Origin of the sequence: Histidinibacterium lentulum, from assembly GCF_003789055.1 — a bacterium.
Lineage (GTDB): Bacteria > Pseudomonadota > Alphaproteobacteria > Rhodobacterales > Rhodobacteraceae > Oceanicola > Oceanicola lentulus.
This window is the reverse complement of sequence record NZ_ML119093.1, coordinates 91,106-103,558: the sequence shown is the minus strand read 5'-3', so window position 1 is coordinate 103,558 and position 12,453 is coordinate 91,106. Positions and strand designations below refer to the sequence as shown.

Sequence of the window (12,453 nt, the reverse complement as noted above, 5' to 3'; positions counted from 1 at the left end):
CTCTACGCCCAGCGATCTGAGAAACGCATTCGTAGCACACATTGCGAAACGCACTCCCTGCCTCATTACAGGGATGCCTTCGCAACTCGTCAGCTCAGCCAGAAGGTGGGGCTCAGCCGCCGCTTACAGAAGAGACGCGCTATCCGCATCCCGTCTTGGCGCAGGACACAGGGGATTTCACCGCCGGTGAATTCGACATGACCTTCACCCTGAGCGAAGACATCGCAACGGGGGCGCTTTCCATTCAGCACGATGTCACCCTGACGGAAGACGGGATCCGGAAACTCGTCGAGACCGGCAAGGCATCGGTAGGCTGCTTCGTCCGCTGCGCGGATACGTATCATACCGAACTGCGCACCCTGGCGTGGCCCACCGGTCGTACCGACTTCGCTGCCGGAGTTCTGCTGAACAGGGTAACCTTGCGGCCGATCGTCTGGTTGAACGACACGCTGGCTGGCTGGGATCCGGGGACCATTCACCCGGAATTTTCACCGCCGGTTGATCTCGGCCGCGGGGATATCATCGCGATCGGGGAGGAACACATCATCTCGGTCGGACAGGCCAAGCTTGCTCCCATCGAAAGCATCTTCGAACTGGACCGATCGCCGGACATCCCTGAAGGTACGTTGCAGGTTGATCTCGAGCGGGACCGGATCACAATCCTCGCCGGAGAGAAGACGCACGAGACCATCATGCTCTTGCGCGAGCAGAAGGCCGGAAAACCTGTGGTCATGAACTCTGTCTACCTTCCGGCAGTGATGGAAGTCCTTGATGCGCTGCAAAGTGGAGGAGACCAATACGAGGCATATCGCTGGCATGCTCCGTTCACGGCCCGCTGCGACGCCCGAGGCGTTGATCCAAAGACGGATAGATCCATCCTCGAGAGCGCTCAGAAACTTCTCGATGGCCCAGCAAGCGGACTGGAGCAGCTGGTAGCGGAGGCAGACAGATGACGGTATCGCCGCTCAAATATCTTTCTGAAAAAAAGCTTTCCGAGCTTAAGGAGAGCATCGTGGCCAACCGTGACCGGTATCAGGCCGGCGATTTCCTGGATCTCGAGCATGACAACGGCTGGGCAGTGGAGACCAGCACGGTTCAGGTTGATCATGACCTGCTGGCGACTCTCGATGGTACAGCGAGGACGGCAGCCGCCGACATCGACAACTCCCTGATCCTGTTTCAGGCCCTTCAGGGTATGACGCCTGCGCTCGCGCGGGAGGAGCGTGTCTGGGCCAGACTGACGCACATCGAGTGCCTTGGCTACGCGCGGGACAGGTGGCTGTCGGGGAACAGCGGTGAGCAGCTCGACTCCCAAGTCAGGATCCATATGTTCGCTCAAGGGCTTACCGCAATCCGCGACGACAATGCTCTATCCCGCCTCTGGTGGAACATGCACATCGCGAGCATCGCAGATCCGGATGATCCCGAAGGCGCGTTGCGCCTCATCCTGAAGACCGCGGACATCCGTAGCAACTTTGTCGAACGCACGAACACTGCCGCTCGAAAACCCCTTGCAAGAGCCGTTGTCCGCGCCATGCGAAAAGACAGTTGGGTTACCGCCAGCGAGCGATCGTTCAGAGAGTTCATGATTGCTTTGAACCGAGACGGTGGCGGGATCCTGTTCGAGGCGTTGTCTGACGACGAGGCTGATGCTCTGATTGACGTCTGTGCGACCCGAGCGAAGGCACACTTGGCGCAGAAGGCAGCTTGACGCGACCAACCTCCGAGAACTCTGCTCCACGCTCGAGGAAACTAGGAGGCTTGCGAGACCGTGGGGCTACTTTAGACTGGGCTTTCGCGTGCCAGAAGCTTATGGAGCAAGGCCGCGATCTGCCTCGCAAGAAAGGGCGGCACGGCGTTTCCAACCTGGACATACTGCTGTGTGCGGTTGCCGAGGAACAGATAATCGTCGGGAAAGGTCTGCAGCCGGGCCGCCTCGCGCACCGTCAGGCTGCGGCACTGGATCGGATCGGGATGAATGAAGTAGTGTCCGTCCTTCGAGATGTGGCTCGTGACAGTGGTCGATGCCTCGTCCGCCAGCTGAACCCGGAAGCGGTCGTTGAAGACACCGGTGTGCCAGTTGCGGTGGTCGGGGCTGAGCACCATAGGGAAATCGGCGGCCTTCGGGCTGTAACCACGGACGGTCCCGAACACGGCAGCGAACAGATAGCGGCCCAGATCCGACGCCATGTGCCCGCGCGTCTCGTGCTGGGCAATCGCGCGAAGCTCTGGTCGCTCGATCCACTGCAACAACTCATCGTTCGAAGTGCCGTAGCCGTCTGGCAACCGTGACGCAGCCCGAACGTTAGGCGGGTTTTCCTTCACTCGCTCTGAAGCGCTCAGGAACGCTTCGCGGAGCGCCCGGTTGTCCTTCCCCTTGGAAATGCCAGCCAGCATGTTCGCGGCGTCGAGGACTTCTCCTCGCCATGCGGCCGCGTCGTCGAGCCCGCGGCTGATGCCGCTTCGTAAGGCGGGCATCGTTTCGATGACATCGCGGACGGTCCGTGCCATCCCCGATACATCGATCTCCGCATCGGCAGCCCGTCCTGCGAGGTCCGAACGGATGCCGACGATGATCACCCTGTGGCGGCGCTGCGGGACTCCGAACGCCTCGGCACGCACGATGAAATCCGAAGGCTGTGCCGCCTCCTGCAGGCTGCCTTTGCCATCCTCCACCCGGATGGCACGGAGTTCGTAGTGATGGGCGTGACCCGTGCCGAGCGAGGACAGATCCTCCATCAGCATCTCGAAAACAAGCCGGCTCTCAACTGTCGACGAAAGCATGCCCTTGACGTTTTCCATCACGAAGGCGGCCGGGCGAAGCTTGTCGAGGACCCGGATGTATTCGCGAAAGAGGTAGTGCCGCGCATCTTCCTCCGGGACATAGCCGACCTTGCCTCTGGAGCGGACGCGCCCGACCAGGGAATAGGCCTGGCAGGGCGGGCCGCCGATCAGGATCGTGTCGTCGTACTTTCGTTTCAGCTTTGCGATGGCGCCATCAATGGCGGTCGCCGCAGCCCCGGTGCCGAGCTCAAGCGCGCGAGCTTCGTCAATGGCATGCTGCCACGCTTCGGCATCGACGGCTGACCAGTCCGGTTCGAATGCCAGCCCGGCATGGAAATCGATGAACTCTTTCGGCAAGACGCCATGACGTGCACGGTACTCGCGCAGAAAGGCACGCAGCGTCAGGGTCCGATGGGCAGACGCCTCCTTCTCGACTGAGATGCCGATCCGGAACGGCGCATGGCCGTCCTCGACGAGGGAAGCGAACCCCTCGCCAAGTCCGCCCGGGCCGGCGAACAGATCGACAATGCCGAAAGTGGAAGGCATATCAGGCTCCTGACGAATTTCATTCAGCCGGTGTATACCAGGTTCAGGGACGAAAACCAGGACGGATGTGACCGATATCGTGGACCAGCAGACCCGTTCCCGGATGATGTCGGGGATCAGGGGAAAGAACACCAAGCCCGAGCTGGCTCTCAGGCGGGCATTGCACGCCCACGGTTTCCGCTTCCGGCTTCATTCCGGCAAGGTTCACGGTCGACCGGACCTTGTCCTTCCGAAGCACCGCGCCGTGGTCTTCGTGCACGGTTGCTTCTGGCACCGACACGAGGGGTGCCGCTACACCACCACCCCAGCGACCCGGCCAGAGTTCTGGCAGGCGAAGTTCGACGCGAACGTCGCCCGGGACAGCGCCGTTCGTACCAAACTCTTCGAAGACGGATGGCGAGTGGCGACGGTGTGGGAGTGCGCATTGCGGAAGCCGGAAAAGGTTAGCGCCACAACTGATCGTCTCGCGGCCTGGCTGCTCGCGGGGACGGTCGGCGTGGAGATCGGTGAAAGCGACATACTGCAAAGCGGGATCGTCGCTACGGATTGGGAATGCGGCTGCTGAACCCTCACCCCACTGCCTTACCGACATGGATATTGTTCGATTTCGGTTCCTTCTCGACGCGCGACCCTGAAATCGAAGTGTTCAGTAGGCAAGGGATTAAATATCGCAATCTCAATGGTTTGTGAAGAATTCACCAAATCTGGGCAGTCATGAGATCCGGAGAACATCGGCTCTGAGAGACCGCTTCCAAGCGTCTTGGCGCTGGCGTCGGTGCTCAGCCCCTCCCGCATAACCCTCGAATATAACGGAAAAATCCGGCCGCAGCCGGATCGGAAGAACGCTTTCGCGAGGGTATGTGGCGGAGAGGAAGGGATTCGAACCCTCGAGACGGTTTCCCGCCTACACACTTTCCAGGCGTGCGCCTTCGACCACTCGGCCACCTCTCCGCCGGACGGTCTAGCGGATGGGGGAGGGAAGATGCAAGGGCGCGCGACGCGCTCAGCGCGGCTTCTTCAGGGGACGGCGCCTCCCCGGCCCGGGGCCTCCCGAACGGCTCTCAGCGGCTTGCCCGGAGATAGGCGACGTCCTCGGCGAAATACTGGTAGCTGTCGGCATTGCGCACGAGAACCACCCGGTCGAACTCGGCGAGCTGGGCGCAGGCGGGGCGCGAGTAGCAGATGTCTTCGGTGCCCGCGACGATGTCGAAATGGCTCAGCTCGTGGATGATCGTCCCCTCCCGCGTGCCGTTCTCCATCCGCACGCTGGTGCTCGGATGGACATGCAGCTCGGGCATCCCGAAGAAGGCCGGGCAGAGGTTGATCACATAGGCGTCGTGCGACCAGACATTGGCGTACATCTGCGCGTCGCAATCCTCCTCTCCCACGTTGGCGCAGACGATCTTCAGGCTCTGGTCGCGCAGGGCGGCGTGGATCGACTTGAACGCCGCGCGCACGATGCCCGCGTTCTCCTTCGAATAGGGGCCGAACCAGCGGCGGAACTCGGGCGTGTCGCCGATGGACACGGCCGCCTGCAGCGAGATCTTCGAGGCCGAGCCCATGGCGCCCAGGACCACCTCGATCTCCGCCTTCTCGCAGCGCTCGAACACATGCCGCTCGTCCGCGGCCGCCGATGTGGCAGCGAAGGCAAGACCTAGCCCGACCAGTGCAGACAGTGCCCTCGGCATCGCGGTTCTCCCCGGCAGGTTCCCTTCGGGCAGAAAGATAGGGCCGGACGCCCCGCCCCGGCAAGTCGCCGGCGCCTCAGACGAGGTGAAGGCTGATGCGCCGGTTCTGCTGGCCCTTCTTCTCGATCTTGCCGAGCCGCAGCCGCCCGATCTCGGCGGTGGAGGCGACATGGGTGCCGCCGCAGGGCTGCAGGTCGGCGGTGGCCTCTCCGAGGCCGATCCGCACCAGCCGGATCCGTCCCGCCCCCCGCGGCGGCTGCACCGACAGCGTCTTCACGAGGCCCGGGTTCGCGTCGAGCTCGGCCTCGTCGATCCACTCCGCGCCGACCGGGAAATCCGCCTCCACCAGCCGGTTGAGATCGGCCTCGAGCGCGTCGCGGTCCTCGGGCGGCTCGGCCATGTCGAAATCGAGCCGGCCCTTCTCGGCGCCGATCGCGCCCCCGGTGACGGGCAGCGGGACGACGACCGACAGCAGGTGCAGCGCGGTATGCACCCGCATGTGCCGGTGGCGGCGCTCCCAGTCGAGGACCTGTCGCACCCGCGCGCCCACCCGCGGCAGCGGCGCAGGCTCTGCGGGCACGAGGACCGGGCCGGTCTCTCCCTTCACGGTGGTGGCGATGCCGATCTCTCCGCCCTCCCACAGGAGACGCCCGCTGTCGCCGGGCTGCCCGCCGCCCGTGGGATAGAACAGCGTCCGGTCGAGGATCAGCCCGCCCTCCCCCGTCACCGCGCGCACCGTCGCCTCCGCCTCCCTGACGTAGGCATCCTCCAGCCAGAGCGCCTCGCTCATGCCGCCCCCTCCCCGCTTCTGTCGCCCCGCAGGACCTCGGGATTCTTCAACCAGATGTCGCGCTGCGCGAAGGGGATCTCGATCCCTTCCTCGGCGAAGCGGCGGGCGATCTGGTGGTTCATCTCCGTGGTCACGGCGATCAGGAAATTGATGTCGCGCAGGATGGCCCGAATCTCGAAATCGAGCGAACTTTCCCCGAAGCCCTTGAAATGCACGAAGGGCGCGGGGTTCATCAGCACCATCGGATGCTGGCGCGCGATGTCGAGCAGGATCGCCGAGACCTTCTCGGTATCGGTCCCGTAGGCCACGCCCACCGGCACGATGACGCGGCCCACGAGGTTGCCGCGGGTCCAGTTGATCACCTGGGCCGAGACGAAATCGGCATTGGGCACGATCACGTCCGTCCGGTCGAAGGTCTCGATCCGGGTGGCGCGCACGGAAATGCTCTTCACATAGCCCATCTGCCCGCCGACCTCGATCCAGTCGCCCTCGCTGATCGGGCGCTCGATCAGCAGGATGATGCCCGAGACGAAATTCGACACCACGTTCTGCAGGCCGAAACCGATGCCCACCGACAGCGCGCCCGCAACGAAGCCGAGCGCGGTGAGGTTCACGCCGGCCGCCGCGATGCCGATGAGTGCGGCGGCGAAGATGCCGACGTACCCCACGCCCGCGGCGATGGCGTTCTGCCCGCCGATGTCGAGCCGGGTGCGCGGCAGGACCGCCGACCGCAGGCCCCCCTGCACCAGCCGCGTCAGCAGGTAGATCGCGGCGAACACCATGACGAAGGTCAGGAACTGGCCCGGCGAGATCGTCGTCTCGCCCCAGGTGAAGCCCTCGCGGAACCGCGCCCAGAGCTCTGTCAGGTCCACCACCCGGGCGCCCCAGATCAGCGCCAGCACCGGCAGGGCCGCCAGCGACAGCACGAAGGCGATGAGCACCGGGGCCAGCGCATCGGTCTCGCTCTCGGGCCGGCCCGACAGCAGCGCCCAGGCCTCGAACACGAAGCGCTGCAGGATGATGAGCGCGCCCAGAAGGGCCAGCGTCCGCGCCACCGCCAGTTGCAGGAAGGAGGCGCCCGCGTCGAAGCCCAGTGCGGCCACCAGCGGTCCCAGCACGCCTGCGACCATGGTCAGCCGCCCGACCAGCGACAGCAGGCGGTCGCGGAAACTGCGATCCTCGGGCTTGCTCTCGTCGTCCTTCCGCAGCTCTCGCGCCAGGTTGCGTCCGAGACCGAAGAGCAGGAGCCCCAACGCCAGCGTCAGCGGAAAGGTCAGGACCGCGGCTGACCTCTCGGAGAGCTCGATCTGCGTCACCACGGCGCCGAGGAACACCTCCGCGGCCATGGTCCAGCCGATCGCCAGCGCATAGCGCCTGAGCCGCGCCCGCGCCTCCTCGCCGAGGTCGACGGGCAGGCCCTTGGGACCGGGGTCGGGACGAAACAGCCGCCCGGTCAGCCATGCGGCGGCGAGGACGATCCAGACGCCGCTCAGCAGCGCGCCCAGCAGCGCCTCGATCCGCGGACCGGCAAGGCCGGTGCCGACGACGGCGCCGATCACGAGCCCCGCCCCGAGCAGAGGCAAAGCGAAATGACCCAGGGACAGGAGCGTCATCACGGCTCCGGTGCCGGGACGGGTGCGGCGCAGCGCACGCGCCTCCGCGGCGCGGACCCACCGGCGTCCGAAGAGCAGCAGGGCGAGGCCGACGAGGCCCATAAGGGACATCCCCGGCAGCCCCTGCCGGGCGGCCTCCAGCCGCACCGGCGACTGGACGCTCGAGACCACCTCCGCGCGCAGCAGGGCCGCCCCCCGCCCGAGGTTGTCCGGCAGCGTGCCCCAGTTCTGCGGCAGGAGCGGGAGCGGGCCGCGCTCCGTCAGCGCGGCGGTCTGGCGATCGCGGATCAGCGCGTCGATCTCGGCGATCAGCCCGCTCGCCTCAGCGCGCGCCTCCTGCACCAGCAGCGCCGGCGCCGCGAGCGCGGCAAGCTCCGCCTGCAGCGCGGCCCGACGCTCGGCCACAGGCTCCGGTTCGGTCTCCCCCTCCCCGGGCGGCGGTCCGAGGGCGGCGAGCCGGCCCTGCAGCGTTTCCCGGCGCGCCCCGAGGCCGTCGAGCCTGCCAAGGCGGTCGCGCCAGTCCGCGAGGGTCATCCGCAGACCGTCGAAGGCCGCCGTCGAGGCGCGTCCGGCGTCCAGCGCCTCTGCCGCGCGGGTGGCCACGCGTCCGAATTCCTCGAGTTCCGCGGCGATCTGCGGGTCGATCTCCGCCGCGGCCCGGGCGGCCACCGCGTCCGGGCTGGCCTCAGGCCCCGACTCCGCCACCTCCCCGGTCTCGCCGGCCTCCTGCGCCGCGGCCGGAAGGCTCCAGCCTGAAAGCAGCAGCAGCAGAAAGAGCACCGCCGCCCCGCAAAGAGCGCGGCGCGCCCGGATCATGCGTCCTCGAAGACGCCGGGGATCGAGCGCGGCGCGCCGTCCATCCACTCGGGCACGGGCAGACCCTTCTCGCGCAGGAAGGTCGGGTTGAAGACCTTCGACTGGTAGCGATTGCCGTAATCGCACAGGATCGTCACGATCGTGTGCCCGGGTCCGAGATCGCGCGCGAGCCGGATCGCGCCTGCGATGTTGATGCCGGTGGAGCCGCCCATCACCAGCCCCTCCTCTCGCACCAGGTCGAAGACGATGGGCAGCGCCTCCTCGTCGGGGATCTTGTAGCAGAAATCGGGGGTGAAGCCCTCGAGATTGGCGGTGATGCGTCCCTGCCCGATGCCTTCGGTGATCGAGGTGCCGCCGGCCTCCTCGCCGGTGTAGAGCGAATAGATGCCCGATCCGCCCGGATCGGCCAGCGCGATCTTCACGCCCCTGGGCTGCAGCGCCATGCCGACGCCGGCGAGCGTGCCGCCCGAGCCCACGGCGGCGACGAACCCGTGCACCTCTCCGCCCGTCTGCTCCCAGATCTCCGGCCCCGTGGTCTCGACATGGGCCTGCCGGTTGGCCGTGTTGTCGAACTGGTTCGCCCAGATCGCCCCGCCAGGCAGGGTCCGGTTCAGCTCCTCGGCGAGGCGGCCCGAGTATTTCACGTAGTTGTTCGGGTTGGCATAGGGCACCGCCGGCACCTGCACGAGATCGGCCCCGGCGAGGCGGATCATGTCCTTCTTCTCCTCGCTCTGGGTCTCGGGGATCACGATGACGGTGCGAAAGCCCATGGAGGCGCCCACGAGCGCGAGGCCGATGCCGGTATTCCCCGCGGTGCCCTCGACGATGGTCCCGCCCGGCTTCAGCGCGCCACGCGCGATGGCGTCGCGGATGATGTAGAGCGCCGCGCGGTCCTTCACCGACTGGCCGGGGTTCAGGAATTCGCACTTTCCGAGGATGGTGCAGCCCGTCTCCTCGGAGGCGCGACGCAGCTTCAGGAGGGGCGTGTTGCCCACGAGGTGGGAGAGATCGGCATGAACGGCCATCGGCGCCTCGCGTGTTGTCCGGTTCTCAGGGTCTACGGGGGCTCAGGCCCGGGAGCAAGGGAGGGGGTTTCGCCCCGGCTGCGCCGGGGCGACCCGCCGGGGGCTGCGCCCCCGGGTCTCGGGGGGGCCGCGGGCTTCGCCCGCGGCGGGTGACATCGGGGTGGCGCCCGGTCCGGCGGGCGGCGGCGCGGGCGGCTGGGGAGGATATTTCTTGAGTATTTCCGGCCAGATGAGGAGAGGGCTCGGTGCGGGAAGGCAGGCGCGGCACGGTCATCCGGGGTCCCCGGGCGGCCGCGCGGCGGCGCCCCCTCAGCGGGCGAATCTTCCCCGGTCACGTTCCCGCGCGAGCCACAGGAGGAGCATCGCCACCGGCGTCGCGGTCAGCTCTCCGGTGCCGATCAGCGCCACCGCCGCGTCGAGGGGCAGGACATGGCTTCGGATGTCCTCCATCTCGCCCTCCGCGCCGCCGCGGCGCATGTGCGCCCCCGCGAGATCGGCGAGGCCCACGAAGGCATGGTGGAACTCGGTCGAGTAGCCCGGCGAGGGATAGGAGCGCAACACCGGGATCAGCTCGCCCACCTCGATCCCCGCCTCCTCGCGGGCCTCGCGCCGCGCCGTGTCCTCGGGGCTTTCGCCGCCCTCGATCAGGCCGGCGACCGGCTCGAGGCACATGGGGTTGGGATCGCCCCTGAGACTCGCGGCAAGGCGCAGCTGCTCGATCAGCAGCACCTCGTCCGTGGCGGGGTCGTAGGGCAGCACCAGCGCCGCGTCGAAGCCGATGTAGCATTCCCGCGTGAAGGGCGGCGTCCAGTCCCCGGCGAAGGGCCGGTGCCTGAGGTCGAGATGGCGGAAGCGGAAGAAGCCGTGAAAGCCTTCGTGCTCCTTCAGCACCTCCACCGGGTTGCCCGGCTGGCGCAGGTCCGCCCGGCCGGGATGGGCGCGGGCGAGCTGCCGCGCCCAGGCCCGCGCCTCCATCGCCGGAAAGAAGCGCCGGGCGTCCTCGGCAGGCTCGCCCCGTTCCAGCCGGCACAGGAATTCCGCCGCCGCCTCGGGCGCCGTTCCGCCCCAGCGCGCGGCCCAGTCCGCGAGGACGAAGGGCGCGCCGGGAACGAAGCGCGCGGTGTCCGGCCAATAGACCTCCGCGCGCACCGGGCCCCCGGCTGCCGTGACCTCGACCGTCCGCGTCCCGAAGGCGAAGCCGGCCTCGTAGGCGTCGAGCCGCGCGCGCTCCCCGGACGAGGGCGCATAGACGACCCCATCGGCCCCCGCGCCGCCTTCCACGATCATCGGAATGTGGTGTCCCGCAACCCAGCGCACCTCGTGGCCGGGGAGACGGGCCGCTGGCAGCGGTCCCGGGTCCCGGCCGAGGACGGCCGCCAGCAGCGGCGGATGCCGCAGCGTGCCGTAGAAGAACAGCGTCACCGCCAGATCCGTCCGAAAAACCCGGTGACGAGCCCCGCCACGATGCCGCCCGCTATGAGCGCGCCCCAGACCTCCGGCGTCGACATCGTCTGCAGATGGTCCCACATGAGTTCGAACACGGCCACCACCGCCTCCGCCGGGCCATCGTATTCGCGCCGCAGCGAGCGCATCAGCATGTCATAGAAGCTCTGCAGGAAGAGCGCCGCGATCACCGTCATCGCGATCGCGGTGAAGCCCGCGCTGATCGATCCGGAGACAGACACCCCCGCCGAGCGGCTGCCGAGGATCGACCAGCCGCAGAAGGCGGCGATCGCGGCGTTGACCTCGGCGAAGAGGCCCGGATCGAATCCTTCGGGAAAGCGCGGCTCGATCAGGTATTCCGAGACGCTCCACACCAGCGCCCCGAAAAGCACCGCCGCCACCACATGGGCGAATGTCCACATCGGCCCGCTCCCGTCCCGCGCGCGGCCCCTCGCTCAGGCCGGGCGTCCCACCGTGATCTGCACCACGTCGCAGTTGTGCCCATGGAAGGTGGCGGCGCAAGAGGTGAGGTAGACGTTCCACATCCGCCGGAACCGTTCGTCGAAGCCGAGCGGCGCGATCTCGTCCCAGCGGGCGTTGAAGGTCTCGTGCCAGCGCCGGAGCGTGATCGAGTAGCTTTCGGAGAATTCCAGCCGGCTCCTGATGGCGAGGCCCGCGCGCTCGATCTCCTCCTTCAGGCGCATGGGCGACGGCAGCATGCCCCCCGGGAAGATGTATTTCTGGATGAAATCCACGCCCTTGCGGTAGATCTCCCAGCGGTCGTCCTGGATCGTGATGATCTGCAGCGTCGCGTTCCGCCCCGGCTTCAGCCGCTCTCTGACCACGTCGAAATAGACCGGCCAGTAGCGTTCGCCCACGGCCTCGAACATCTCGATCGACGCGATGCCGTCGTATTGCCCGCGCTCGTCGCGGTAGTCCTGCAGCTTGAATGTCACGCGGTCCGCGAGTCCGGCCTTGCGGATGCGCTCTTCCGCATAGGCCAGCTGCTCCTTCGAGATGGTCAGCCCGGTGACGCGCAGCCCTCGCTCCCTTGCCGCGTATTCGGCGAAGCCGCCCCAGCCGCAGCCGATCTCGAGAACGTGGTCCCCGGGCTGCGCGCCCATCTGGTCCACCATGCTCTCGTATTTCTGGATCTGCGCCTTCTCGAGGCTCTCCTGCCCGGTTCTGAACAGGGCCGAGGAATAGGTCATCGTCTCGTCGAGCCAGAGCCCGTAGAAGGCGTTGCCGAGGTCGTAATGGGCCGAGATGTTCTTCTTGGCCTGGCGCTTCGTGTTGGACTGCATCCAGAAGCGCAGCTTCTCGTAGGCCCGGATCATGGCGAAGCCCGGGAAGCCGTCGAAGATCGCATAGTTGTCGGCATGGAGAAAATCGAAGAAGGCCTGAAGGTCCGGCGTGGACCAGGCTCCGTCCATGTAGCCCTCGCAGAACCCGAGATCGCCGTCGCGGATCAGCCGGGCGAAGATGTCGGGGTCATGGATATGGGCCTCGGCCACCGGGCCCGGGGCGGGCGCCTCGGCGCGGAACACGCGGCCGTCGGGCAGATGCAGGTCGATCCGGCCGTGATCGACCTTTCTGGCGATCTCGAAGACGCGCGAGAAATAGCGCGGCAGGTCGCTCTGCCCTTCGGTGGTGGTCAGGATCATCCGGCATTCCCCGCTCGTTAACATCCCCGCGAAGTTAGACCACGGCCCGGGGATGTCACGCCTTGGCGACACCGATCGCTCCGG

The 12,453-nt window shown here is 67.0% G+C and carries 11 protein-coding genes and 1 tRNA gene; 3 read left to right on the top strand and 9 right to left on the bottom strand.

The features are described 5' to 3' along the window. Positions 1-197: 197 nt before the first annotated feature. Both EAT49_RS19915 and EAT49_RS19910 read left to right on the top strand, forming a co-directional pair. The gene (locus tag EAT49_RS19915; protein ID WP_148078756.1) at positions 198-953 is read left to right on the top strand and encodes a hypothetical protein; all 756 of its coding nucleotides are present in this window, start codon (positions 198-200) and stop codon (positions 951-953) included. Then, on the top strand, positions 950-1,711 hold the full coding sequence (locus tag EAT49_RS19910) for a DUF6339 family protein (protein WP_123644061.1): 762 nt from the start codon (positions 950-952) through the stop codon (positions 1,709-1,711). The genes EAT49_RS19915 and EAT49_RS19910 overlap by 4 nt, the downstream gene beginning before the upstream one ends. Positions 1,712-1,782: 71 nt before the next feature. On the opposite strand, the gene EAT49_RS19905 is transcribed toward EAT49_RS19910, so the two are convergent. Beyond that, a complete protein-coding gene (locus EAT49_RS19905; RefSeq protein ID WP_185020856.1) occupies positions 1,783-3,330 on the bottom strand; it encodes a DNA cytosine methyltransferase in 1,548 nt (515 codons plus the stop codon). Positions 3,331-3,397: 67 nt separating this feature from the next. On the opposite strand from EAT49_RS19905, the gene EAT49_RS19900 reads away from it, so the two are divergent. Next, entirely contained in the window at positions 3,398-3,895 is a 498-nt protein-coding gene (locus EAT49_RS19900) for a very short patch repair endonuclease (RefSeq protein WP_123644059.1), read from the top strand. 296 nt (positions 3,896-4,191) lie between these two features. On the opposite strand, the gene EAT49_RS19895 is transcribed toward EAT49_RS19900, so the two are convergent. From EAT49_RS19895 to EAT49_RS19860, 8 genes are all read right to left on the bottom strand, one after another. Then, positions 4,192-4,281: transfer RNA gene (locus EAT49_RS19895), tRNA-Ser, on the bottom strand. A gap of 110 nt (positions 4,282-4,391) precedes the next feature. Next, on the bottom strand, positions 4,392-5,018 hold the full coding sequence (locus EAT49_RS19890; protein ID WP_185020855.1) for a M35 family metalloendopeptidase: 627 nt from the start codon (positions 5,016-5,018) through the stop codon (positions 4,392-4,394). A 76-nt stretch (positions 5,019-5,094) separates the two neighbouring features. Further along, positions 5,095-5,808, bottom strand: coding sequence for an alanyl-tRNA editing protein (locus tag EAT49_RS19885; RefSeq protein ID WP_123644057.1), 714 nt, complete (start codon positions 5,806-5,808; stop codon positions 5,095-5,097). Further along, entirely contained in the window at positions 5,805-8,237 is a 2,433-nt protein-coding gene (locus EAT49_RS19880; protein ID WP_123644056.1) for a DUF3772 domain-containing protein, read from the bottom strand. The genes EAT49_RS19885 and EAT49_RS19880 overlap by 4 nt, the downstream gene beginning before the upstream one ends. After that, positions 8,234-9,262, bottom strand: a complete 1,029-nt coding sequence (locus EAT49_RS19875; protein ID WP_123644055.1) for a cysteine synthase A — start codon at positions 9,260-9,262, stop codon at positions 8,234-8,236. Before EAT49_RS19875 ends, EAT49_RS19880 begins: the two co-directional genes overlap by 4 nt. 309 nt (positions 9,263-9,571) lie before the next feature. Continuing rightward, positions 9,572-10,684 carry an NUDIX domain-containing protein gene (locus EAT49_RS19870; RefSeq protein ID WP_123644054.1) on the bottom strand — a complete coding sequence of 371 codons (1,113 nt, stop codon included), beginning with the start codon at positions 10,682-10,684 and terminating at the stop codon, positions 9,572-9,574. Further along, a complete protein-coding gene (locus tag EAT49_RS19865; RefSeq protein ID WP_123644053.1) occupies positions 10,681-11,127 on the bottom strand; it encodes a TrgA family protein in 447 nt (148 codons plus the stop codon). Before EAT49_RS19865 ends, EAT49_RS19870 begins: the two co-directional genes overlap by 4 nt. A gap of 33 nt (positions 11,128-11,160) precedes the next feature. After that, entirely contained in the window at positions 11,161-12,369 is a 1,209-nt protein-coding gene (locus tag EAT49_RS19860; protein ID WP_123644052.1) for an SAM-dependent methyltransferase, read from the bottom strand. Between the last annotated feature and the right edge of the window lie 84 nt (positions 12,370-12,453).

Bases quoted from the DNA above. Each gene is read 5' to 3' on its own strand.
- EAT49_RS19910 (WP_123644061.1), top strand. From the start codon at position 950: ATGACGGTATCGCCGCTCAAATATCTTTCTGAAAAAAAGCTTTCCGAG.
- EAT49_RS19865 (WP_123644053.1), bottom strand. From the start codon at position 11,127: ATGTGGACATTCGCCCATGTGGTGGCGGCGGTGCTTTTCGGGGCGCTG.
- EAT49_RS19890 (WP_185020855.1), bottom strand. From the start codon at position 5,018: ATGCCGAGGGCACTGTCTGCACTGGTCGGGCTAGGTCTTGCCTTCGCT.
- EAT49_RS19885 (WP_123644057.1), bottom strand. From the start codon at position 5,808: ATGAGCGAGGCGCTCTGGCTGGAGGATGCCTACGTCAGGGAGGCGGAG.
- EAT49_RS19880 (WP_123644056.1), bottom strand. From the start codon at position 8,237: ATGATCCGGGCGCGCCGCGCTCTTTGCGGGGCGGCGGTGCTCTTTCTG.
- EAT49_RS19860 (WP_123644052.1), bottom strand. From the start codon at position 12,369: ATGATCCTGACCACCACCGAAGGGCAGAGCGACCTGCCGCGCTATTTC.
- EAT49_RS19875 (WP_123644055.1), bottom strand. From the start codon at position 9,262: ATGGCCGTTCATGCCGATCTCTCCCACCTCGTGGGCAACACGCCCCTC.
- EAT49_RS19915 (WP_148078756.1), top strand. From the start codon at position 198: ATGACCTTCACCCTGAGCGAAGACATCGCAACGGGGGCGCTTTCCATT.
- EAT49_RS19905 (WP_185020856.1), bottom strand. From the start codon at position 3,330: ATGCCTTCCACTTTCGGCATTGTCGATCTGTTCGCCGGCCCGGGCGGA.